Here is a 23459-nt window from a genome sequence, read left to right as displayed (position 1 = left end):
ATGCTAACTTATTTCCCCGTACCATATGATGATGAACTACTTTATAGCTGCGTCGCTCGTTATGGATGTCATACAGGACAAGCGCAAAATCAAAAAGCGGTGGTCAGAGATGTATGGGGAACGGATAGTGCAGTAGCAATTCCAGATTTACCGAGCCACTTACATGACTTTAGTGATAATGCAGGACAGGTTTGGCAAATCAGTATCAACGAACTCATTGCCCAATTTACGCTAGCGCCTTTATATTTCCCATTCTTATCTGCTGAGCAGACGAAAGAGATTATTTGCTCAATGGGATCTAAGGAAGGGGGCAAAATACATACTCGTGCAGGGATTGTTGCTAGTCGTGTACCGATACCTATTCACTTCCGATATTGCCCGCAATGCTTGGAAGAACAATTGACTGAATTGGGTGAACCTTATTGGAGGCGTATGCATCAATTACCTGGTATTGATGTTTGTATTGATCATCGCTGTAAACTTGAAGATACCGCAGTATCTTTTCACCCTAAAGAAAAACATCATTACCATGCCGCTATTATTGAATGTCGCTCTCGCCAGATTCGAGGTGTTGATCTTACACAATCAGAGCAACGGGTGATTGAATATCACCAAGAACTACTGAATATGTCTTCTCTGGAAGGTTTTGGGGTAAACCGTTGGTCACTATATTATCAACAACTTGCTAAGGATCTCGGGTTTACTCATAAAAGCCGTGTACAACATCAAGATATTCATCAGAGCCTAAAACAAGCTTGGAAAAACTCCTTTTTGGAACCATTTTTACCTGAATTGAACGAAAACAGTTGGCTCATCAATCTGTTTCGCAAGCATAGAAAATCATTCCATCCACTTCGTCATCTCATGACTTTATCTGCATTGACCCCGGATAAAAGCCTGTCTGAAATATTAAAGCAGGTGAAACAGTTTCCTGCTGAGCAAGAACGATTAACTCCGGTGTTTATCGTTACAGGGAAGCCTTCGTCGGAAGTCAAAGCACATAGAGATGAATGGGTTAAATTAATGGCCGAACATCCTGATTGTGGAGTAAAGAAATTACGTAAACTGAATTTAGGTGGCCGTGTTTATGCTTGGTTATACCGCAACGATTATTCATGGTTAATGCGCCATTGTCCGGAAAAGGAAATAGCTATTGAGTCTCTGCGAGACGTCGACTATTCCCGTTGGGACAGAGAAAATGTTAATGCATTAACTGCTATTTATGAAAATGTCGTTCAAGTTGAAGGGCGGCCTCGTTTGACTGCAAGTCATTTGATTCAGCAGTTGCCAAGAGCAAATTCGGTCCAAAAACATTTGGTAGATTTGCCTTTGACCAAGCAGTGGCTGGACTTACATGCTGAATCGTTAGAAGACTATCAGATTATTAGGCTTAAATCGGCCTATCAATATTTGCTCGAACAGAATCAAACAATCAAACGCTGGAAATTGATTAGAGCTGCAAATATTCGAGAAGAATTAGTTACTGAAAGAATCGAAAAACAAATCATAGCATTAGAAGTTTTAGCGGGGTCACGTCATAAATGAATGAGTTAGACGAGATAGGCATCCGTAGCATTCCCAGAGGTTCAAAGTTGGTATTACTCGGTGATTGGTATCGAAAACCTGGACATGACTGGCAGGTAGTCTGTTATTTTTGGCATGATGAAAAGCATTCGATTCGTAGACCTTTACCCATTGATATGCTGCCAACCCTAACGGCCGGAACTAGATTTCCAAGAGATTCAATTGAGAATGTCGCTCAAGGATGGAGCGGGACTTTTCAAGTCCCTGGTATTAGTCACTGGAAAAAATGCCGGTATGGAGATATTCCCAGTTTTTTGCACCGGGCTGGACAGTATTCTGAACAAGTCGGTGATTTGGTGGTTTATCGCCTTGATTCCGCAGGACGAACTTATTGGTTGCCAGCAATTGAGCTGGCTAGAATGTTATTTTTTCATTCAGCTGAGGTGACTAGGGCTTCTGTGTATCATGGGAACACCTGGCAACTGGGGAAGGCTACTTCTCTGGGCTGGATTGGTGAAGTAACGTTGTCCACTAATATTCCAGTTAGATATCTCAATAGTTTGCAGTTCAGAAAATTTTTTACGTGGCTATTCTTTGTTCCTGAAGCTGAGAAGAGTTTTTGTTCCATCTTTGCCCATATAAACCAAACAACAAGGGAAATTGATAACGGTGCAAGGTGGACATTTGATTTCTCTCCTCCTGATCTCGGGAATTGTGAAATTTCGTATGCCGGATTTACTGGCGGTGAGTCAAAAGAGCACATTTACATCCGTGAAATCAGGTCCATATCGGGCCTTCAGTCACCGGAGTTAGATACCGTGTTCTTCTCACATCCTGATGATGTTCTTTATCTCGAATCTGATTCGGGAGAGCCTGATGATGAGGGTAAGTCTCGGAAACCGAATAAACCACCTGTTAATATCAAAGACTTAGACCCAGGTGGTAATCCTAAAGCAAGTAAAAAGCAGTATCTTGTTAAACTGGGAAGAACGGGTTTGAACTTTGATGTGGAGCCTGATTGTAGACGAAGTCCTCGTCATGTAAGAGCATTGCCACTATATACAAAACCTGAGTTGGATGATAATCAGGAACAGTCAGAGGAAGAACTCGCGAGTTTACAAGAAGGAAAAGATACCGGTAAAGGTGTGCGTGCCGATGTTGATAATCTAGAACCACCAAAGTTAATCGAAGCGCCTGAGAAAATCGCATTTTTCCAAGTTATGCTTGAGCAACTTGAATCCAAATATAGTTGGAAGATTGATTATCAGATGGGTGATGTACCGAAGCAGAGTTGTCGTAGTGCTCATTTGATTGATGGTAGGCCCCGCCAGTTTTGCCACGCAACTATCCAACGTGATGACACGACAACCGTTCAAGTTTTGGAAATTGAGTTAACCAAAGAAGAAAGCTTATCGACCTTGTTCTTCAGGGCGAAAAGCGACGACTCAATTTATCAGAGTATTCTTGATGACTTAATGAGTAGGGATAAAGACAAAGGACTGAATGCGATGAGTTGGAAACGACAATCTAATTCATCAAACACAAGGATTTGTGTTTATCTTGGGCATCCTGATAACAAGGTTAAGCGTGAGGAAGAAGCTCTTGATGCCTGGGTTGCCAGGGCGGTTGAAAAAATATTGGCTCTTTAATATGGGGGACTCCCCTCACTTGAACCTTCTATGACGAATATGGGCTTCATTGGGTGATACAAAGGAACCGCGCACCAAATTTCCTTGGCGCGCGTGGACGCGTTCTTACCGGATGTGGTTCAGCGCCTCTTTCAGGCTTTTCCCGGCTTTAAACGTGGGGACGGCCTTGGCAGGGATAACTAAGGCCTCACCCGTCCGGGGGTTGCGCCCCTGTCGTGCGCGCCGAGCGCTCACGCTAAAGGTGCCAAATCCAGCCAGAGCCACGACTTGCCCCTCTACCAAGGCGTGTGTAATGGCGGCAGTCAGCGAATTCAGCGCCGCGGCGGCTTCTTTTTGGGTCAGGTCGCTGTCGTAAGCGATGCGGGTCATGAGTTCGGATTTGTTCATGGCGTTACCGTCCTTTTCGTGTTGGTTTGTATGAGAGAATAATGCACGTGCTGCCTCGCGTGGTATTGGTGGTATTGACTATGCCACCGCCGTTTTATCAAAACAAGGGCGCCATAGGGGTTTCAAGGAGTTTTCCTCAGCTTGTCAGCTGCGTTATCCATAGAAACTGTGGATAACTTATTTTTATATTGATAAAAGGGGTGATAAGGATGATTCGCCGCCCCATATTGGTTAATATAGCATCAAATTATAACGGGTTAACGCCTACGATTTACCAGATGTGAGTTTATTATGCTTAACAACTCCACGAACCATTTCATGTCGCTGTTTTGGGTTGCTTGCGCGGCACTGTTGCTCTGCGCCTGCGACAAGGCCAGTGATGTGGACTTTCCCTAAAACACTAGACACTCCTCATAGACAGGATCTTTAACGAAAACCTGCTCTGAAATAGATAGAAAAATGGCTCTTGCTGTGATCTGATTTAGTCGCCAAACAAAACCACACAGACGAAGAGCCGTGCAGCATATTTCCATATCCGAAACGTTAAGCCAACTGTTCAATGAAAATTATCTCAATCACACCGACAAAACCCAGGGATTCTGCCATCGATTGAGAGCAATTCAACCATTACCACTGCTGACCAGTTTGGTGTCGGCCATAGGGGAAGGCTCTGTTAAGTCTATTGCCACATTGCACCGGACTTTTAATGGCATCGCAATGGATGCCAACCTCGCGGTTGCCTATAAACCGTTTCATAATCAATTGCGTAAAGAAGCATTTGCTCGTTTCGTTCGCCAGGTCACGTGTCGCGCTATGGCCTTGATGCGAGTGCAATTCAGACAAGCTTTGCCCGCTAAAATGAGCTTGTTTAACGACGTGCTCATACAGGATGGTTCTTCGGTTGTACTCCATCCTGATTTAGCCGCACATTATCCAAATCGGTTCATACTGCCATCGCCAGCCTCGGTTAAATGCCATCTGACGATGTCGCTGTTGTCTGAGCAGCCTGTCAGCTTGACGTTGACTCCAGATCGCAGTTCAGAGCGAGCCCATTTACCCTTGCCTGAAACACTGGCGGGCTCCTTGCTGCTGGCTGATGCAGGGTATATGGACTTGGCATACTTTGCAAAACTGAGCCAGCATGGCGGATACTTTCTCATGCGTGGCCCAAAACACCTAAATCCAAAGGTGACTCAAGCACTTAACGCTAAAGGCAAGCACATCAGTACGTTAGAAGGACGTAACCTGAAAGATGTACTTAATACTAAGGGCAAAAGGCACGCCTTTATTGACATGGATGTCGCATGGAAGACATACCACGGCCGTCTGGTTGCCATTTGGTATCCGAGCGAGAAACGACACCTCTGCTGGCTGACCAATCTGCCTCGCAGCCAGTTTACTGGCGAAGACATCAGCAAACTGTACCGACTACGTTGGCAAATTGAATTGTTGTTTAAGGAGTGGAAAAGCCACAACAATCTCAGACAGTTTGCGACATGCCAGCCTCATTTGGTAGAAGGCCTTATCTGGTCAAGCTTACTGAGCTTGTTGGTTAAACGGTATTTGTGCAGAGGCGCGGCAACGAAAGCAGTGATGAGATTATCGCTGATACCCCAGCAGGTTGGTTTGAGCCAATAATGAAATCGTTGGCAACTCAATCTCAGACCCAATTGCGGGCGGATGTGGCTTGGGCAATAAATTTCATTGCCCAAACGTGTTGACGAAGATTACGGTGTAAATTCAATAAAAACAACAGATTGGGTTGGGCGCCTCCTCATCTCAATGCTTAAGGTCCAGTCTATGAGACTTAAAATACAACTTTAGGAGGGCACCATGTCCAAGCAACGTTTTACACCAGAATTCACAGCCGAAGCCATTAGGTTGGTCCCTTGAAGATCCAGACACTTCGCCCCTCTTAACTTAAGAGGTAGTTTTGGAACTATGTTCAGTACTAGTCGCAATGAGAAGATGGTCGAAGTGTTAACTGGGACCGAGTGCCGTCGACGCTGGACTCCGCAGGAAAAGATCACCATCGTGCAGCAGACCTTTGAGCCCAGTATGACCGTCTCTCATGTCGCTCGCTTGTTCGACGTCAACGCCAACCAGCTTTTCAAATGGCGTAAGCAATTCCAGGAAGGGTCTCTCACGGCGATCTCCGCCGGTGAGGATGTTGTTCCAGCCTCAGAGTTGGCTGCTGCCATCAAGCAGATCCGAGAGCTCCAGCGTTTGCTCGGGAAGAAGACCATGGAGAACGAGATCTTCAAAGAAGCCGTGGAGTATGGTCGAGCAAAAAAATGGATAGCGCATGCGCCCTTGTTGCCGGGGGACGACGATTAAGGGCTGTGAGCCAGGCCCTTAATGTATCGCGTGCGCAGCTATCCGTTCGTGTTCATCGAAAACCGGGTTGGCAAGATGGTCGTCATCATCGCCAGCGTGATGATGCAGTCTTACTTGGCCGGATCCTGGAGACGATGGCAGAGCTTCCCTCCTATGGCTATCGCCGAGTCTGGGCGCTGTTACGACGTCAGTCAGAGGTAACACTACAGCCTGTGGTAAACGCCAAGCGTGTATATCGTGTCATGCGCGATCATGGCCTGCTGCTGGAAAGAAAACCGGCAGCACCATTGACCCAACGGGCACATAAGGGGCGTGTTGCCGTCAAGGAGAGCAATCGACGGTGGTGCTCGGATGGCTTCGAGTTTCGCTGCGATAACGGTGAAAAACTACGGGTCACGTTCGCCATGGATTGCTGCGATAGAGAAGCGTTGGACTGGGCCGCCAGCACAGGAGGTTACGATAGCGACACGGTGCAAGATGTCATGCTGCGGTCTGTCGAACGTCGCTTTGGGGATGTATTGCCGACATTGCCAGTGGCGTGGCTGACAGATAATGGCTCGGCGTATCGAGCCCATGAGACCCGAGCATTTGCACGAGAAATCGGGTTGGAGCCCAGAACAACGGCGGTGAGAAGCCCACAGAGCAACTGTATAGCGGAGAGCTTCGTGAAGACGATGAAGCGAGACTATATCGAGATGATGCCAAAACCGGATAGCCGAACAGCGGTAGGCAATTTGGCTATCGCGTTTGAGCATTATAACGAGCACCACCCGCACAGCGCCTTGGGATACCGTTCACCCCGGGAATTTCTGCGCAGTCGGGTATCACAACCCTAAGCGGGAAAAAGTGTCTGGATCTATGGGGGCAAATCCAGCGAATAAGTCCCTGATGTGAGATCATAGTAGTACAGTCCATCACAACGACCAACACCAATGAACCAACAATTAACCTTTGCCGATCGTGAGTTTTCCAGCAAGCGCCGCCAGACTCGCAAAGAGATTTTTATCCCGGATGGACAACCTGTTACCGTGGTCTCAACAGCTCGAGGTGATTGAACCCTTTTACCCTAAAGCTGGCAACGGCCGCCGCCCGTATCCACTTGAGACTATGTTCCGCATTCATTGTATGCAGCAGTGGTACAGTCTTGGTGATGAAGCGACCGAAGATGCGTTATACGAAATAGCTTCTATGCGTCAGTTCGCACAATTGTCACTGGATAAAGCGATACCAGACCGTACCACCATCATGAACTTTAGGCACTCACTGGAAAAGCACCAACTCACACGCAAATTATTCAACACCTTTAACCAATGGCTGTCGGACAGTGGAGTGATGATGACGCAAGGAACCTTGGTCGATGCCACCATCATCCAAGCACTGAACTCCACTAAGAATAAAAACAATGAGCCTGATCCAGATATGCATCAGACCAAGAAAGGCAACGAATGGTATTTCGGCATGAAAGCCCATATTGGCGTGGATGCCAAGGGCGGTCTAACCCATACGCTAGTCACCATTGCCGCCAACGAACATGGCCTGCATCAATTGAATAATTTGCTGAACGGTGAAGAGGAATTCGTTTCCGGTGTAATTGATCGGAAGCGACATCGTGCCTGAATTGGACTAGAATTAGCTCGTGCCGATTTTTTGGCAACTGACGGATCAAAGGATAATAGCGAGAAATTCATATCGCTTGCATCGGTCACTCCATACACCACATTTGACAATAGCTGAGGAGTTATAGAGGAATGAATAATTATTTAAAGTTTTTTGCAAGTGTCGCTATTGCAGTATCTACACTGACTGCCTGTCATAAAAATGATCATGACAATGGCGGAACTGCTCCCGGCCCTGGCCCCACACCTCCTCCAGCAAAAGAAACGGTTGTTCTACTGTTAAACACCGATGGTGGAGAAGATGCTATAGGGCAGTGGATTTCATCCGATACAAAACTTAGCTCATTTTCTACCATATACGAAAGTACTGGGACATCTTTAATTGATCCAACTGCAGTGACGGGAACCAATAGTGAGACTGGTGCTAGGGCTGGTTTTTATTTTAACCCAGTTGATGGCTATTTTTATGGCGTATTACCCGCTTATGATAATATCGGTATCGATCCCTTCGTTAATTCGACCCACGCCTTTGGATCGGTTATTCGTTTCAATCCGAATACCGATGAAATTCAGCATGTTGCTACTATTCCAAAATTATTCCCCTTTGATGCCACAACGCCTTATTCTGATTATTTGACTTCGCCCGTAATTAGCCCTGATGGAAAATCACTATTGTTAGTGGCGCAACATGGAGGGCCAGTGGTTCCTTCATCTTCGGGGAATCAAGATAATACCATTGGTGGCGTTGTGCATTTAAACATCGACGGTGACAGCGAAACATACGGTAAATTTACTCCAGTATATGGTTTTCATGAACATGGTGTTGGCCTTACTTGGCAACAACAATTAGACGTGGTAAGAACGCAGCCCTTACTCGCAGAAACCTCAGCAGGGCAAGTGCTTTTTCTCGTGACAGACACATCTTATGATCATTTTGGGGGGAATGAGGTTAACCCATCTGAAGCCATTTCACTTGTTCCTAGTGATATAGATGACTGGTCAAAACCTTGGCAGATGATAGGGGCTCCAGGAAGTGGTGGCATTGGGAAGCCTGCGCAAAATATTTGGTATGACAGTCATAATGATGAATTATGGTTTGCAATGGAGTTATCTCCAACAGATTTTCTCGAAGATAGTGTCGTCTTTAAACGAAAAGGTCCAACTGGAAAAGTGGAGTCAAATAATATATTTATACCTAAAGAATATTGGGTAACAAGCCCTCAAGCTATATTCTCTCAAGCGGGAAAAACTTATTTGTTTACAGCTGGGTACCGTTCTGGTTGCCCTTCTCCATTTCAATGTAGAGGGAAAATATTGCAGGTTGGTTTGAATAACCAAGCTACAATTCGAGAAACGTTTAGTTCTTACGATGTTAGCCCTACAGCATGGTTATTAGCAGGGGGACTAAGCAGTAGCCTAAGTACGGGCTATCATTATTTGAACGCCGTTCCCAATATGGATGAAAAAAATTTTAGAACATCACTTGGAATAGCGAAAGATAATTTACGTGATGTAGACAACCCGCTTGAAGATCCGTTACTAACCAAATCCCTTGATGAGCTATACAGCGATTTTGATATCCTGCCCTCGCAAATGGATCGTTATGATTTTCAAAACTTTGGTAGAATCAATTTATTTAAAGGCAGTACCGAGAGTGGTTATACCCTAATTGGTTCTCCAGCAATTGGTGGGCTAAAAAGTGAACCATTAACAGACCGCTTTATTGTCTCATTAGCCATTACGGGCGGGACACATGGTGCTGGTGCTATTGTTAAGCACGACAGATTCAATAATACCACCACAAGTATTCCATTAGGGACAAGCATGCCTATAGCGCCAGCTGGGCAAGCAATTCAATTGGAAAATGGCACCATATTAGGCGGTACATTAAAACTTTCCCATTCAGGACTAGCCCCGCAAAAGCCTGATGTTGGTGTATGGATTAAAGCAGATGATGCTGCATCGATAGTTGAATATGAACTGCCATCAACCACTGGGCGATGTGGCAGCTCATCACAATGCTTAATCGATGCGTTATATGCCCCTAAGACCTTTGTTAAAGCAGCAACAGGAGATATTTGGTCGGCAGTAAGTTATCAAGTGTTTGATATTGGTATTGATTTCTCTTGTTTCTTGATAGGCAAAGCCTGCACGCGTGAAACCATGGCATTGGTCAAATTTGATGCTGAAACTGGTAAGCCCACAGGTGATATACATATTCTTGCCGATAGCCCGACATTAGTGGGTAATTACTTTACTGAAGCGAGTATTGCTCAGAACATATTAACTTATGTGACGCCTGCACTTCGAAATGATCCTGTCACCATAGGCGAGCGTTTATGGATAGCAGATGTATCTGCTGAGGCTAAGCCTGAATTCAACATGGTAATGCTGTCACCAGAAGGAGGAGAACTAAATACCGCTTGGTCTACCCCATTTGCACCAACAGCACAGAAAGCGACAGGGCATTTTTATTTTATGACCTTAGCGACAAGTGCTGGTGAAGAAGTAAGAGTTCATCGTATGGAGCTTGGTGATATCGTGACTGATAAACCATCACTTATGACTGTGATATCTGGAGAAACCAAAATACCAAGTACACCTTTATTTGAAGGTTCTGACGGCATGTTTTATTACGGCACCCGTGATGGGGCGTTAATGCAATTCAATCCAGAAGAGCTTATCGTAATACAAGTGGCGGATTTAGTCGAAACTGGGATGACATCTGATGCTAGAGGCTTTATTTCAGAGCTTTCAGAAGGCGTTATTTCAGGTATTGTGGTTGATTCAAGTGCCTCTGAAAGTGAAGTTGCCACTCGTGCATATATGTATGACTTAGAGACTCAAATAATAGAGTTTGTTGATGTTAGTGATCGTATCAGTGTTAGCGATACTTTCCCTGGGTTATTACCCATAACACGCGAAGTGGCTAATTAATGTTAAAAGGCGCCTTAGGGCGTCTTTTAACATTAATTAAATAGATTGGTTGGAGGAGCAATATGAGATTATTAACCTTAATGTTATTGTTTACATTTAGTTATCCCGCATTCCTTATGGCAAATGAAGACATGGGGCTTGCAACGAAGCGCGTTCAAACAGCCAAAGCCGAGTGCACTAGCTTAGATAGTGGTGAGTTTGACTCAACGGAGCAATCTATTCAGCTTTTTGACCTTACAGGTGATGGTAAGCCAGAAGAGATTGTCGATGCTTCACAATTTTCTTGCTCATCCGCCATGACACTATGGGGCGGAACTGGGGGAACTTACCTTTGGGTCATCGTTGATAATGAAGAATACGAGTTTTTAGCACACCAATGGAAAGTCGTTGAAATGGGCAGTAATAACGTTTTGCTATTAGGCGTTCACTCGTCTGAATGTAGTGATTCAGTAGGTCCTTGTTATCGCGCCTTAGTTTGGCAAGGTGAGTTTAGAAGTATTAGAGCGCATAAAAAGGTGTAGAGTATCTTTGCTCGCTAAGCCTAAGTAGCTTTGGGTGAGAAATATAAGCAACTTAAAATAAATGGCTTAACCATAAAAATGTACGTTGGATCTCAAACCCTGCAAACGCCCACCGGGCAGGTTGAACTGGTGGTACATACCGACACTGTCGGCTCGGCGGCGTACAACCAAGCCTTGTCTGAGCGGCGGGGGATTACCTGGCTCAGCAAGGCGTAAGTCCAGATGCCGTCCATGCCCGCGGGGTGGGCGAGTCTGAGCCACAAGCGGGACTGTCTGAGGCCGCGCAGCGCCGCGTGGTCATTGAAGTGAAACCATAAATAGCCTGAGGGCAAAAGCGCGTTGCTTTTGCCCTCTTTTCCACGTTTTTACCGCCTACGCGGTTTGCGCGCTACCCTTTGCGCCTTTTAGCCGTGATATCGATAATGCATTGGCGCATAACAGGCTACGGCTCAGCGAGTCGCTTGGGTCTGGAAAAGAGATACCCTTGCAAGCCATCGTAGGGAATCTGCTCCATGAGCCAAAACTGCTCGAGCGTTTCCACCTTTTCAACAATCACATTACACGTCGAGATATCCTTAAGTTGGTAAATGTGCTCAATAAAACTCAGTCGGACTTGTGTGTCATTTTCAAAATTGGGCGGAAGAATTAACTTGATGTATGCGATGCATCCGGTCTTGAGCCAGGGCGCTCTTAGGTCGTAGTTAGGCTCAAAGTCATCAAGGGCTATCTTCAGTCCAACATCATGGAAATAAGCCACGCTGCGAAACACGGCTTGAACCTGCTCAGGTGGTACTCTCTCGGTGATTTCGATGACCAATTCAATATCGTGTTGCAGCCTTAAGGTGTCATTCAGCCAAATCAGTTCCGCCTCCACCAGAGGAAGTACTCTGGCTTCAATGTTCACAAACAAACGTGCAATGTGATGACAGGTGGGCGACACAATATCCATCTGGCTGTAGTCCGTCTCCGCCAGTTGATGTAATTGCGTTAAGGTAAGAGAGAGTAATGCGCTTTCGGCGAGTTGTTGATAGAAATCTTCTATCGTTGACGTGCCAGGCTGGGACGGACGAAACAACACTTCATAGCTCAGGCCTGGTGTTTTTTCGGGATATCTGGCAATGATTTCCTGAAAGTAGGCATTTGTTGATGGGGGCTCTTGAGTCATAATATCTTTTTCCCTGCTTGGCGTAATGTTGTTGCTTAATTATAAATAGGTGGATAAAAAGTTAAAGTCATCACTTTATCCTCCATTTGCTATCAGGCTAACACGCAACAACAACTTGTCTGTTGCGTGCTCAACCCAGTTTATGAGAAGTGCTCAGCGGTTGATGAGGGTGAGACCTGGATAGGGGTCATCGCTTCCCGCCATCCCCTCGGCGTTGACCGTGTGGGCTGTGCCACTGTTGATGTCATAACGAAAAAGTCTCACACCGCTTTCACTGATGGTTTCCGTTGAGTCGACAATGACGCCCATTATCATCCCTTCCTTTTCGTTTAAGAAACCGCGCAGCTCGGCAACACCACTCACAGGCGCAAAATCGTAAGCCACTTCAATGGTGTTATGGGCTGGATTAAATCGCATCAGCTTGCCATCATTGGCCCCAAAATACAGTAAATTATCCGACCCGACGAATAGAGATGTGCTCACATAGTGTTTATCCGTCATCGGTGTGCCTGCTGGCCAAGTGACATTCAACGGGGTGACGACGGCATCCGTCATCATGTCTGTTTGTGCCGATAATTTTACCAAGTTCAGTTCATTTACTGACGCATTATGGGTAGTGATAACATACCATGCCATTGTGGTGGTATCGTAAACCGGTGAAAAACGCGCGCCCCATAAGCCTGAGGACTGTCCCAGATTATCCGGCGAAAATGCGAGTTTCTTGAACTGTAAGCGGTCCATATTATTGAGATCATAAATAAACAGGTTCTGACCAATATTGGGGGTATCGTTCACTCCCGCGCCTTCAAAGAACATCGCCAATTGACCATTACCGCTGATGGGCGTGATGGGGTTTTCCATTAAATATTTGGGGCCATCAGTGGTGATAAAGGGACCCGCCTTAATCGCGCCAGTGTTGCCATCTATTTTGAACAGGCCGGCACGAAGTTCGTCATGGGTTTGTGGATAGGCAATAAACGAGAATAAGTCGTACGCCCAATAAGTGGCATTTGCCCAAACGTCACCATTACTGGCCTGGACAAACGCCAATGGCGCGGTCGCGGCTTCTAAATAGACATCACCTGAAACACCTTTGACATTGGTGCCTGGTAGTCTCTCATCAGAGAATGTGCCTGATTGAAGATCAGCCGTCCAAATGCCTACTTCAGTTTCCATGGGCTTGAGTTTGGCCTGGGCCACTTTCGATGTGCCGCCTATCACGAGAGATGAATGGAGTTGCAACGCTTTCCCTACTGGATGGCCTGCCTCGTGAGTGCCGAACGGAATGCGCGTGATTTCGGTGGTATTACGGTTGTATTTAATCAAGGCTCCATCACCATTTTCAGCGCCACCGGTTGCGAGTGCGAGCAGTAACCCGTCAGTGTATAACGTCGTATCCAAACGGCCTTCATCTCCTATTGCGGCACTACCAGCGAAAAACGTCCCCTCAGTGGCATTACCACCGATTAAGCGCTGTTGGGACAGTGAGCGGGTATTGATTTCATCCACATAGGAGTTCACGACATGGTATTCATCCAGTAAGGTTTGCAGGTTTTTACTGTATTCGGTATCGCCATAAGGATGAGTTTGCTTTAAAAAAGTGATTTGAGAGCGGTAAAAATCGTCAGCTGTTGCATCAGGTGTCCCCACCACCCACATCGTTGAACTGCTTCGACTTGTGGAAACATGGGCAGGGGCGGCATAACCACTTAAATCCGGTTTCCATAGACCTTGGAAACTTTGCAGTATATCGGGCTCTTTATGACCATAAATGTCGCTTAACATGGGGTGGCGATATTCGGGAATGCTACCGCGAACGCTACCAGAGGTCCAGACTTGTGCTTTGTCCCCAAAACCATCCACCACCGCTTGTGGGTGATAGGTCCCATGAGTGGTGCTCCAGACAATATGGGACTGACGCCATATACCATCAGCCGAAGCCGGATCTGGTGCCCACTCCCCATTTGGCGTTAATTTAAACAGTGACATTTGATAGTCATTTTCTCCCACGCCCCAGATAACATTTTCTCGACTATCATAATACGGAGTACGACCAAGGTTAATGACATGTCCCATGACGTTGCCACGAATGTCCCAAGGTTTGGCCCAATCACTTTGGTCGCTCGGGTGGATGCTAAACAGCTTTCCGGAGGTAGTGCATTTACCATTAGATTGTTGGCACATATTTTTATCAATAATCTCGTATACAGAACCCAGGAAAATCGAAGGATCGGTACCATCATCATAGAGCATCGGTTCAGTCACAATCTCGAAGATGCGATCACGCCAGTCTTTGCCGGGCTGGTTACTATAGTCATAGAACTCATAAACAATATTAGCCAGACCAAAATTACGACTGGTCTCATCAATGTTGATATGTACTACCCCCCCACTCGTCGTATGTGCATGACCAGCAGGGGAGGCTGGCAAGGCTCTGCCTCCCTGAGTTGCGAAAATGATTAAGCTCTTGCCATTGGGCGACACGACAGGTTTTAGCACATAATGACTGAAAGGCTTAAGATAATTGGATTTATAAAAATCAGGGATGATAGTCACAATACTGGCTTGATTAAGCTCTGGATCGAACTTCATGACAGTGGTATTGATAATACCGTAAAAGTGATGGTTTGCTTTTGAATAGACAAAACCGCTTTTTTTGCCACCAATATTGTCAATACCGCCACCGGAAAACAGCGCCTCGATATTCGGAGAAGGCAAGCCTTGTGTTTCAAATAAGGTATCTTGTAAGCTTAAATCATCATTGAGAATACTCCATTGACCAACCGTCCCGAGGCCACCGGACGGATGAGTCAACAGTATGTCAGTCTTCTTTTCTATATTATGGCAGGTAACGTTTACGGTATTACTGAGCATACCGTCCTTAGTGGCTGTGAGGCTTGTGCTACCGACCTCGATGCATGACAGTAGACCATTAGAGGTTACCATGGCGGTATTGGTATCGGCAGGTGTCCATGTGACAGCGTGTGTGACCGGAGATGAAGCGCCATCACTGTACGTTGCCGTGGCCGTTAACTGACGAGTTTGACCTTTCGCTACGTCAATCGTCTGTGGAGTCACTTGAATCGCGGTGATCACCGCAGCCGATACATTTACGTTCACCGCATTACTGGTCACACCATCCTTCGAGGCTGTAAGTGTTGTGCTACCCACCTCAACACCCGACAATAAACCTGCTGATGACACGGTTGCCGTATTGGTATCAACCAGCGTCCATGTCACTGAGCTAGAAACGTCAAGTGAAGTCTTATCACTGTATGTCGCTTTAGCGGTTAACGACTGAGTCTGACCTTTCGCAATATTAACAGACGAAGGCGTTACGGTAATATTGATGACCTCTGCTTTGCTTGGTGTGTGATTGGTATGACTCTTGTTGTCACACCCAGAGAGTAAAAAACAAGATACTACAAAAGTGATAATTATATTTTTCATATAGATAGCTCGCATTTTAGCTATGAAATTGGAACAATGATCAGTATAGCAGAGTTAGTTAAACTTTGGCGTGAGTCTAAAGACCTTAATTAGCGTAGTGCTTCCTGCCCCTCCACTCACCTCAGCCAAAGAGACTTTCCCCAGACTAGTCTTTTTACTCAGAAGTTTCGAGTTAGCCTTTGTATAGTTAATCAGTCGTTATTAATGAGTGTGATAGTTTTTTGTCTCAGTCTGATTTGATTGTATCAAGTAATTAAAATAAAAGTATGATACTTTCAGAAAACCATAAAACAATGGTTGTTTTCATAATCAATAAGTTATGGGTATAAAAGTATGATACTTTTTTGTGGGTTTACACCTATATCAGAAAAAGCAGCCTCTCTAACGGCTGCTTTTTTTATGCCAGTCGCTTTTTCACCACGCTTTCGATTTTTTCTTCCTGAGTTCCTTGACCTGTGTCTAACACACAGGTTTATAGTCAAGGCATGAGTTTAAAAAATGTCTCCTTGGAGTGGTTATGCGCGTCAATCAACTAGCAAAGAATCTTAATATTACGGGCGATACCGTGCGCTTCTATACCCGCATCGGCCTGCTGAGCCCGGCTAAGTCTTCGGTCAACGGCTACAAGGACTACAGCGACAAGGATCAGTCGCGAATGCAGTTTATCTTAAGCGCTAGAAACCTGGGGTTTAGCGTCGATGAGATCAAGGTGATCTTCTCGCGCACGGATCAGGGCGAGAGTGCTTGCGGCTTGGTGCGGCAGATGATCCAGCTGAAGCTCGAGGAGACAGAGAAGCAGTTTGAAGAGATGGTAAAGCTGAGACGCAAGCTGTCGAATGCGGTAGCGGATTGGTCCCATAAGCCGGACAAGGCGCCGACCGGCAACATGATCTGCCATCTAATCGAAGGCACTTATACAGAAAGCAGTTACACAGAAGCCAATCGTGAATCAAGCATGACGCCTAGCCTGGAGGATTGAAGATGGACACCAACAGAGTACAACTCAATATCATAGGTGCCGGCTGTGCCAGCTGCGTCGGTAAGATAGAGAAGGCATTAAAATCTGTGCCCGGTGTAGACTCGGCCGAGATGAACTTTGCCGAGCGCATCGTCGATGTCTCGGGCTCGGCAACGCCGCAGCAGCTGATTGCGGCCGTCGAGGCGGCGGGTTATAACGCGACCCAGCTGCAGGCCGAGGCGGGTAATGATGCCATGGATGAGAAGGAGCAGGCGGATCTCGACTATTACCGCAGCCTGCTGCGCCATACCTTTATTGCCTTGTCTGTCGGTATTCCCTTGATGATCTACGGCCTGTTTATCGGCGAGATGACGGTAACGACCACGAACGAGCAATTAGCCTGGGGGCTGGTGGGCTTGGTGACCCTGAGCATCATGCTCCTGTCTGGTAAACATTTCTATGTGGGGGCGTGGAAATCCTTTGTACACCACAACGCCAACATGGACACGCTTATCGCCTTAGGCACAGGCACCGCCTGGCTCTATTCCATGCTGGTGGTCGCCTTTCCAACCCTGCTGCCCGAGATGGCGCGCCACGTCTATTTTGAGGCCACGGCGATGATCATAGGTTTGATTAACTTGGGATTGGCGCTGGAGGTCAAGGCCAGGGGCAAGACCTCAGAGGCGATTAAGCGTCTGATCGGCTTACAGGCCAAGACGGCGCGGGTGATACGCGATGGTAAAGAGCTGGATATCGACATTGCTCAGGTGCTGCAAGGTGACAAGGTGCGGGTGCGCCCCGGCGAGAAGATCCCCGTCGATGGCGTGGTCATCGAGGGCACCACCATGGTGGATGAGTCTATGTTGACCGGCGAACCTATGCCGGTTGAGAAGGCTATCGACAGCGAAGTTGTCACGGGGACCTTAAACAAGTCCGGTTCCATCGTCTTTAGTGCGACCCGGGTGGGTAAAGACACTGCGCTGGCCAGAATCATTGCCATGGTGAAGCGGGCGCAGAACTCTAAGCCGCCAATAGGTAGGCTTGCCGATCTAATTGCCAGCTATTTCGTACCGGCCATCATGATAATCGCCATCGTTAGCGCCATGGTGTGGTTTAATTTCGGCCCCGAACCTTCCATGGTGTTTGCCATCGTCTCGGCTACTACTGTGTTGATTATCGCCTGTCCCTGTGCCCTTGGGTTGGCTACGCCTATGTCTGTCATGGTGGGTGTGGGCAAGGCTGCCGAGTCTGGGGTGTTGATCCGTAACGGCGAGGCGCTACAAACCGCCTCTAAGATCAGTGTCATGGTACTGGATAAGACGGGCACTATTACCCAGGGCTCACCTCAGGTCACAGATGTGGTGGTCACTCAGGCTGCTTCTATTGGCGAGGACGAGGTATTAGCCCTGGCCGCCGGTATCGAGCGATACTCAGAGCATCCCCTGGCCGAGGCGATTGTCGAGACGGCTAACAGCCGCGGCATACAAATGGAGGCTGTCGAGGACTTTAATGCCATCTCCGGGCGCGGGGTCGAGGCCAAATTGAATGGGCAGGCCCTGCTGTTCGGTAATCAGGCATTGATGCAGGACTTCGGTGTGGATACTCAGGCCTACCAGGCCAAGGCGCAGCAGTTGGCGGCGGAGGCCAAGACGCCCATGTATCTGGCGCAGGACAAAGAGCTTATTGCCATCATAGCGGTGGCAGATCCTATTAAGCCTGACTCGGCCGAGGCGATCGCACGGCTCAAGCACAATGGCATTAAGGTGGTGATGTTAACCGGAGATAATCAGGCCACGGCCGCGGCGGTGGCGGATAAGGTGGGTATAGATACGTTTTTTGCCGAGGTGATGCCCCAGGATAAGGCCAGTAAGGTCGCCGAGCTGCAGCAAGATGGCGAGGTAGTGGGTATGACGGGAGATGGTATCAACGATGCCCCGGCGCTGGCACTGGCTAACGTGGGCTTTGCCATAGGTACGGGTACGGATGTGGCGATTGAGAGTGCCGACATTACCCTGATGCGAGGCTCCTTGCACGGCTTGGCCGATGCGATTGCGGTCAGCAAGGCGACGCTGAGAAATATCAAACAGAATCTGTTTGGCGCCTTCGTCTATAACGCCGCCGGTATTCCCATTGCCGCCGGGATCCTCTACCCCATGTTTGGCTTACTGCTTAATCCTGTGATTGCCGGTGCGGCCATGGCCTTCTCATCGCTAACCGTGGTGAGCAACGCCAATCGTCTGCGTCTGTTTAAAGCCAAAGCGCATTAGGAGGCTGGTATGTTATTTATCAATCTGTTCTGTCTCGCCCTGATAGGTTTTATTGTTTGGTGGTTCTGGCTCTACTCGCCCGAGACGCCCGTGAGTCAAGAAGGCATAGAGATTGTGGTCAAGGATGGGGTATATACGCCGTCGCGTATCAAGATCCCCTCGGGGCAGGCGACATCACTCACCTTTCTAAGGCAGGATAAGTCAGCCTGTTCGGCGACCCTACAGCTGCCGGCGCTGGAGATCAGTGAGGAGCTGGCATTGGATAAGCCTACGGTTATTAATATTCCGGCCATGACACCCGGAGAGTATGCATTCCACTGCCAGATGCAGATGTACAAAGGTGTGCTAGTCGTCGAATGAAAAGGGTGAATGAAAGCGTCGACTAAGGGTCAGCAGCGGGAATTGGTACAAATAGTAGGGCAAACCTTATTACCAGGTTTGCCCTGTTTTTTATACGGAGAGTAGAAAAGATACGCCGGAGAGACAATAATTTTAGCCAATCAGGCTAACAGCGGCTGGGAGCGCTTCTCTATGCGCTGCCACACCTTATCGTGGAAGTAGAACACGACAGTGTTGATCGCCGGTTCTATGAGTGCCACGGCGCCACCTATCACTATGCTACCGGTTAACAGGTAGGTGATTCCGAATGCGACACCGAAGTGTAGTACTGCAAAGGTGAATGTCTTAGCCATGATGCGTCTCCTCTTAGATTTAATCAAATGATAATCATTATCATTTAAATTGTAAAGTCGGAGAGTGCGATTGGCTTAATGCAGTAAGACGATTAATAAAGATGAGCGAGTCGAGAAAAATGCCCAGAGTGACAGATTCCTTAACTGGCACTCTGGGTGGCTGGTGTTATTTGGCTATTGATTCTTAATGCGTACCGATTAGCAATGCGCTTAGGTTTAGTCGTACTTAGACACTAATAATGCCAAGGGAACTTAGAGAAATCCTGATCCCGTTTTTCCAGGAAGGCATCACGTCCTTCTACCGCTTCGTCGGTACCATAGGCCAGGCGTGTCGCCTCACCGGCAAACAGTTGCTGACCCACTAAGCCATCGTCCGGCAGGTTAAAGCCATACTTCAACATACGCATGGCAGTAGGCGACTTAGAGTTGATCTCTTTGGCCCATCTCAGTGCCTCGGTTTCCAACTCAGCATGGGGGATGGCGCGATTGACCATGCCCATGTCGAACGCCTCATCGGCGCTGTAATTAAAACCGAGGAAGAAAATTTCCCGGGCGCGCTTCTGGCCAATCATCTTGGCGAGGTAGGCGCTGCCGTACCCCGAGTCGAAGCTGCCTACATCTGGGTCGGTTTGTTTAAATACCGCATGCTCTTTAGACGCCAAGGTTAGATCGCAGACCACATGCAGGCTATGACCACCGCCTACCGCCCAGCCCGGCACGACCGCTATTACCACCTTAGGCATGAAACGGATCAGGCGCTGCACCTCTAAGATATGCAAGCGGCCCATGCGCGCCAAGTCGGGTTTATCTGTCTCTTCGCCTTCATACTTGTAGCCATCCTTGCCGCGAATACGTTGATCACCGCCAGCACTGAAAGACCATTGTCCCTTGGCCGACGGGCCGTTGCCGGTCAGGAGCACACAACCTACATCAGACCATTGGCGGGCATGATCCAGGGCGATATAGAGTTCATCGACCGTCTTAGGGCGAAATGAGTTGAGGCAATCTGGACGATCGATGGCGATACGTACCGTGCCCTGATCCTTCGCCCTATGGTAGGTAATATCTTCGAAATCAAATCCAGGTACTCGATCCCATAAGGAGGGATCAAAGATATCGGAAACCTTGTCTGTCATGTTCGTAACCCTATGTATGTCGCATCGAGATGATGAGCCAAGGCTAGGCTCATTATGAGTAGAGATCAATTAGGCTGCAGAAAACCGTGCGCTGGGCAAAGCTTTCTGCCGCCTGTGAGGGATTATCTGAGCTTGTCGCAGATAAATTGCTGGTTATCTTTGCTCAGCTCGTCAAAGCGATTGCTGCTGTTGCCGCAATATTTCTCGGTAAACTCGAGTACCGATTCTTTCGATTCGAGAATATTGTCCAGTGCCGCTAACTCTTTTCGAGTCAGTCGCTCGGCGATTTGCGTCTTGAACATCGCAATATTCTTGTCGACGCGAATGATCTTGGTTCCCGTCATCGAGTCAAGTTTACGTTCGATACGCTTCATCAGGGCATCCGTTTGCGCGATGGGCTCATCGAGTTTGTCTGTCTCGGTCGCTAGATAATAGAGTAATCCTATCCCTGCACCTAAAATAATCCAGCCTCTCATTATTTATCCAACCATGGTGAACAATCAGTATTAGAAATGTATAATAAGCCAGTTTTCATGGAATATTAAAGCTGTAAGGCTGTTAAATATGAACGCAGAATCAAATAAAAAGGATTATTCCAAGGCTGAGCGGATCAAAATTCATCAGCCGGACGAGAATAAATCCGATCGTTTTAATCCCCGCAATCGTATTTATGTTAGAGCAATAGAAGGATTTTGGACTCAGCTACGTCGCCGCTTGGGCTGGGTTGCTATGCTCTTTTTCCTCATCTTGCCCTGGATCCCCTGGGGAGACAGACAAGCCGTCTGGTTTAACCTGGGTGAGCAGAAGTTTCATATCTTCGGCCTAACCATTTGGCCCCAAGACCTTACCTTACTCGCTGCATTATTAATGATAGCCGCGTTTGGTCTCTTTTTTGTGACAACTTATCTTGGCCGTGTCTGGTGTGGTTATACCTGCCCGCAGACGGTGTGGACCTTTATTTTCATCTGGTTCGAAGAGAAATTTGAAGGTGCCCGTAATAAGCGGATGAAGTTAGATCAGATGCCATGGAGTTTTAATAAGGTCTGGCGCAAGACCGCCAAGCATCTCTCCTGGTTGTTGGTGTCGCTACTCACCGCCATGACCTTCGTCTCCTATTTCGTACCGACTACCGAAGTCTATGCCGACGTCTTTAGTGGCAGCGCCTCGGGCGCCATCTATTTCTGGGTAACCCTGTTTACCGTGGCCACCTATGGTAATGCCGGCTGGATGCGCGAGATCATGTGTATCCACATTTGCCCATATGCCCGCTTCCAATCGGCTATGTTCGACAAGAACACCTTTATCGTGGGTTATGACACTAAGCGCGGTGAAAATCGTGGTCCCCGTTCGCGTAAGGCCGATCCTAAGGCCCTTGGGCTGGGCGATTGTATCGACTGCGATCTCTGTGTGCAGGTGTGCCCTACCGGTATCGATATTCGTAACGGTCTGCAATATGAGTGTATTAACTGTGGCTCGTGTATCGACGCCTGTGATACCACCATGGAGCGCATGGGTTACGACAAAGGCCTAATTGCCTACACCACAGAAAACAAACTCGAAGGCGTGAAAGAGAAGGTACTACGACCTAAGCTCCTGGGTTATGGCGCCGTGTTGGCATTCATGATCTTAGTCTTTATCTATGCGACGGTGACCATAGCGCCTGTGCGTATCGATATCATTCGCGACCGTAACCAGCTCTTTAGGGAAAATGATCAAGGTCTAATTGAGAACACCTTTACCCTGAAGATCCTCAATAAGACGGAAGCCAAGCATGAGTATCAACTCAGTGTCGAAGGTCTGCCTGACTATCAGTGGTATGGTCCGCAATCTGTGACCATCGAAGGAGGCGAGGTGCTGACCCTGCCTGTGAGTGTCGCCGTGGATCCTGTAGGACTGTCACGTGCCATGACCAGAGTCGACTTCAAGGTCACCACGGTATTAGACGGTGAGACAGTCGAGGCGACCCAAGAGTCGCGCTTCTTTAGCCAATAACCTGGCTTCGACTATTACTCGTTAATAGTAAAAGATAGCGAAAGATAGGAAAAAGGGGCTTTTTAGCCCCTTTTTTGTACTTAATGTCTGATTATTGCCCGCTTAGTCTTCAAAGTGTCATTTTCTTTCAAAAAGCCCTTGCGTAAAAGAATCGTCTCCCTATAATGCGCATCCACTGACACGGCGCAGCAACTTCTTCAACTGGTGAAAACCAGATAAACAGAGGGGTTCAGCCTGGTCAGTGACTCGATTCCAGTCGCGGTTAAACGCAATGAGTTGAGTCGGGCAGAGAGTGGTTTAAGGCTTTCAAATGTCGCTTTCTGGTTAAAGAATCGACGCTTGAAAAACTTCTTAAAATTAACCCTTGACGCCAACATCGGGAAGTGTAGAATACGCATCCCTAAGCCAGCGGCCAGGCGCCAGCGGCGGCATCGAAAATAACGATGCAATGCTCTTTAACAAGATAAAACAAGAAATCTGTGTGGACACTCACAGGTATTGAGTCAATCGAAAACGATTTAAATCTCAATGCATGATTTACTAAATCTAGTTTCACTAGAGATAGTGAGTGTTCATAGCAATATGTACAAACATGTAGATGATTCTTCCGAGTCATTTATGTGAATCAGAATTCATTGAGTCGTTTGGCGCAAGCCAAACACAAAAACTTTTAATTGAAGAGTTTGATCATGGCTCAGATTGAACGCTGGCGGCAGGCCTAACACATGCAAGTCGAGCGGTAACAGGAAGAAAGCTTGCTTTCTTTGCTGACGAGCGGCGGACGGGTGAGTAATGCCTAGGGAACTGCCCAGTCGAGGGGGATAACAG

17 protein-coding genes, 1 rRNA gene and 1 pseudogene are annotated in these 23459 nt (G+C 47.4%); 13 read left to right on the top strand and 6 right to left on the bottom strand.

All coding sequences use genetic code 11. The features are described from left to right. On the top strand, positions 1-1545 hold the full coding sequence (locus AYI87_RS11425; RefSeq protein WP_144202221.1) for a TnsD family Tn7-like transposition protein: 1545 nt from the start codon (positions 1-3) through the stop codon (positions 1543-1545). Further along, on the top strand, positions 1542-3173 hold the full coding sequence (locus tag AYI87_RS11420; protein WP_144202219.1) for a hypothetical protein: 1632 nt from the start codon (positions 1542-1544) through the stop codon (positions 3171-3173). The genes AYI87_RS11425 and AYI87_RS11420 overlap by 4 nt, the downstream gene beginning before the upstream one ends. A 105-nt stretch (positions 3174-3278) precedes the next feature. On the opposite strand, the gene AYI87_RS11415 is transcribed toward AYI87_RS11420, so the two are convergent. Then, the gene (locus AYI87_RS11415) at positions 3279-3560 is read right to left on the bottom strand and encodes an HU family DNA-binding protein (protein ID WP_144202217.1); all 282 of its coding nucleotides are present in this window, start codon (positions 3558-3560) and stop codon (positions 3279-3281) included. 516 nt (positions 3561-4076) lie between these two features. Here AYI87_RS11415 and AYI87_RS11410 point away from each other — a divergent pair. The 6 genes and pseudogenes from AYI87_RS11410 to AYI87_RS21220 all read left to right on the top strand — a co-directional run bounded on the left by AYI87_RS11410 (position 4077) and on the right by AYI87_RS21220 (position 11187). Further along, positions 4077-5198, top strand: coding sequence for an IS4 family transposase (locus AYI87_RS11410; protein ID WP_144202215.1), 1122 nt, complete (start codon positions 4077-4079; stop codon positions 5196-5198). Between the two features lie 330 nt (positions 5199-5528). Further along, positions 5529-6733 (top strand): IS3 family transposase gene (locus AYI87_RS11405; RefSeq protein WP_144202213.1). Its coding sequence is split into 2 segments (ribosomal slippage): positions 5529-5847 and positions 5847-6733, totalling 1206 coding nucleotides; the frame shifts between segments, so codons are not numbered across the junction. 96 nt (positions 6734-6829) lie between these two features. After that, positions 6830-7484 (top strand): annotated as a pseudogene (locus tag AYI87_RS11400) (IS5 family transposase); the annotation flags it as partial. Between the two features lie 161 nt (positions 7485-7645). Further along, complete coding sequence (locus AYI87_RS11395; RefSeq protein ID WP_144202211.1) at positions 7646-10450, top strand: hypothetical protein; 2805 nt, start codon at positions 7646-7648, stop codon at positions 10448-10450. 62 nt (positions 10451-10512) lie between these two features. Further along, positions 10513-10971: a hypothetical protein gene (locus AYI87_RS11390; RefSeq protein ID WP_140055741.1), complete on the top strand. Its 459-nt coding sequence runs from the start codon at positions 10513-10515 to the stop codon at positions 10969-10971. Between the two features lie 78 nt (positions 10972-11049). Further along, on the top strand, positions 11050-11187 hold the full coding sequence (locus AYI87_RS21220; RefSeq protein ID WP_186300609.1) for a hypothetical protein: 138 nt from the start codon (positions 11050-11052) through the stop codon (positions 11185-11187). 226 nt (positions 11188-11413) lie between these two features. On the opposite strand, the gene AYI87_RS11385 is transcribed toward AYI87_RS21220, so the two are convergent. Further along, complete coding sequence (locus AYI87_RS11385) at positions 11414-12136, bottom strand: EAL domain-containing protein (RefSeq protein ID WP_144202209.1); 723 nt, start codon at positions 12134-12136, stop codon at positions 11414-11416. Positions 12137-12289: 153 nt separating this feature from the next. After that, entirely contained in the window at positions 12290-15586 is a 3297-nt protein-coding gene (locus AYI87_RS11380; RefSeq protein ID WP_260865132.1) for an Ig-like domain-containing protein, read from the bottom strand. 517 nt (positions 15587-16103) lie between these two features. On the opposite strand from AYI87_RS11380, the gene AYI87_RS11370 reads away from it, so the two are divergent. The 3 genes from AYI87_RS11370 to AYI87_RS11360 are packed head-to-tail and all read left to right on the top strand — an operon-like array spanning position 16104 to position 19171. Further along, positions 16104-16565: a MerR family transcriptional regulator gene (locus tag AYI87_RS11370; RefSeq protein ID WP_144202207.1), complete on the top strand. Its 462-nt coding sequence runs from the start codon at positions 16104-16106 to the stop codon at positions 16563-16565. A gap of 2 nt (positions 16566-16567) precedes the next feature. After that, positions 16568-18811, top strand: a complete 2244-nt coding sequence (locus AYI87_RS11365; RefSeq protein ID WP_144202205.1) for a heavy metal translocating P-type ATPase — start codon at positions 16568-16570, stop codon at positions 18809-18811. Positions 18812-18820: 9 nt separating this feature from the next. After that, a complete protein-coding gene (locus AYI87_RS11360) occupies positions 18821-19171 on the top strand; it encodes a cupredoxin domain-containing protein (RefSeq protein ID WP_144202203.1) in 351 nt (116 codons plus the stop codon). Between the two features lie 140 nt (positions 19172-19311). Here the strand turns inward: AYI87_RS11360 and AYI87_RS11355 are convergent, their stop codons facing one another. The 3 genes from AYI87_RS11355 to AYI87_RS11345 form a co-directional block, all read right to left on the bottom strand. After that, positions 19312-19503 (bottom strand): DUF2061 domain-containing protein, encoded by a 192-nt coding sequence (locus tag AYI87_RS11355; protein ID WP_144202201.1) that lies wholly within the window; start codon positions 19501-19503, stop codon positions 19312-19314. 233 nt (positions 19504-19736) lie between these two features. Beyond that, positions 19737-20639: a 1,4-dihydroxy-2-naphthoyl-CoA synthase gene (locus AYI87_RS11350; RefSeq protein WP_144202199.1), complete on the bottom strand. Its 903-nt coding sequence runs from the start codon at positions 20637-20639 to the stop codon at positions 19737-19739. Positions 20640-20761: 122 nt separating this feature from the next. After that, positions 20762-21115, bottom strand: coding sequence for a hypothetical protein (locus AYI87_RS11345; RefSeq protein ID WP_011867607.1), 354 nt, complete (start codon positions 21113-21115; stop codon positions 20762-20764). 88 nt (positions 21116-21203) lie between these two features. Between AYI87_RS11345 and ccoG the strand changes: the two genes are divergently transcribed. Both ccoG and AYI87_RS11335 read left to right on the top strand, forming a co-directional pair. Next, positions 21204-22631, top strand: coding sequence for a cytochrome c oxidase accessory protein CcoG (gene ccoG, locus AYI87_RS11340; protein ID WP_144202197.1), 1428 nt, complete (start codon positions 21204-21206; stop codon positions 22629-22631). Between the two features lie 671 nt (positions 22632-23302). After that, a 16S ribosomal RNA gene (locus AYI87_RS11335) occupies positions 23303-23459 on the top strand; the annotation flags it as partial.

This window comes from Shewanella sp. KCT (assembly GCF_007636505.1).
GTDB classification, from domain to species: Bacteria; Pseudomonadota; Gammaproteobacteria; order Enterobacterales; family Shewanellaceae; genus Shewanella; species Shewanella halotolerans.
Note: the sequence above shows the minus strand (reverse complement) of the source record. Positions and strands in the feature narration are given on the sequence as shown.

Excerpts from the sequence above, each read along its gene's own strand:
- ccoG (WP_144202197.1), top strand. The coding sequence starts at position 21,204 with ATGAACGCAGAATCAAATAAAAAGGATTATTCCAAGGCTGAGCGGATC.
- AYI87_RS11415 (WP_144202217.1), bottom strand. The coding sequence starts at position 3,560 with ATGAACAAATCCGAACTCATGACCCGCATCGCTTACGACAGCGACCTG.
- AYI87_RS21220 (WP_186300609.1), top strand. The coding sequence starts at position 11,050 with ATGTACGTTGGATCTCAAACCCTGCAAACGCCCACCGGGCAGGTTGAA.
- AYI87_RS11380 (WP_260865132.1), bottom strand. The coding sequence starts at position 15,586 with ATGAAAAATATAATTATCACTTTTGTAGTATCTTGTTTTTTACTCTCT.
- AYI87_RS11420 (WP_144202219.1), top strand. The coding sequence starts at position 1,542 with ATGAATGAGTTAGACGAGATAGGCATCCGTAGCATTCCCAGAGGTTCA.
- AYI87_RS11355 (WP_144202201.1), bottom strand. The coding sequence starts at position 19,503 with ATGGCTAAGACATTCACCTTTGCAGTACTACACTTCGGTGTCGCATTC.
- AYI87_RS11365 (WP_144202205.1), top strand. The coding sequence starts at position 16,568 with ATGGACACCAACAGAGTACAACTCAATATCATAGGTGCCGGCTGTGCC.
- AYI87_RS11390 (WP_140055741.1), top strand. The coding sequence starts at position 10,513 with ATGAGATTATTAACCTTAATGTTATTGTTTACATTTAGTTATCCCGCA.
- AYI87_RS11395 (WP_144202211.1), top strand. The coding sequence starts at position 7,646 with ATGAATAATTATTTAAAGTTTTTTGCAAGTGTCGCTATTGCAGTATCT.
- AYI87_RS11345 (WP_011867607.1), bottom strand. The coding sequence starts at position 21,115 with ATGAGAGGCTGGATTATTTTAGGTGCAGGGATAGGATTACTCTATTAT.
- AYI87_RS11425 (WP_144202221.1), top strand. The coding sequence starts at position 1 with ATGCTAACTTATTTCCCCGTACCATATGATGATGAACTACTTTATAGC.
- AYI87_RS11360 (WP_144202203.1), top strand. The coding sequence starts at position 18,821 with ATGTTATTTATCAATCTGTTCTGTCTCGCCCTGATAGGTTTTATTGTT.
- AYI87_RS11350 (WP_144202199.1), bottom strand. The coding sequence starts at position 20,639 with ATGACAGACAAGGTTTCCGATATCTTTGATCCCTCCTTATGGGATCGA.
- AYI87_RS11370 (WP_144202207.1), top strand. The coding sequence starts at position 16,104 with ATGCGCGTCAATCAACTAGCAAAGAATCTTAATATTACGGGCGATACC.
- AYI87_RS11385 (WP_144202209.1), bottom strand. The coding sequence starts at position 12,136 with ATGACTCAAGAGCCCCCATCAACAAATGCCTACTTTCAGGAAATCATT.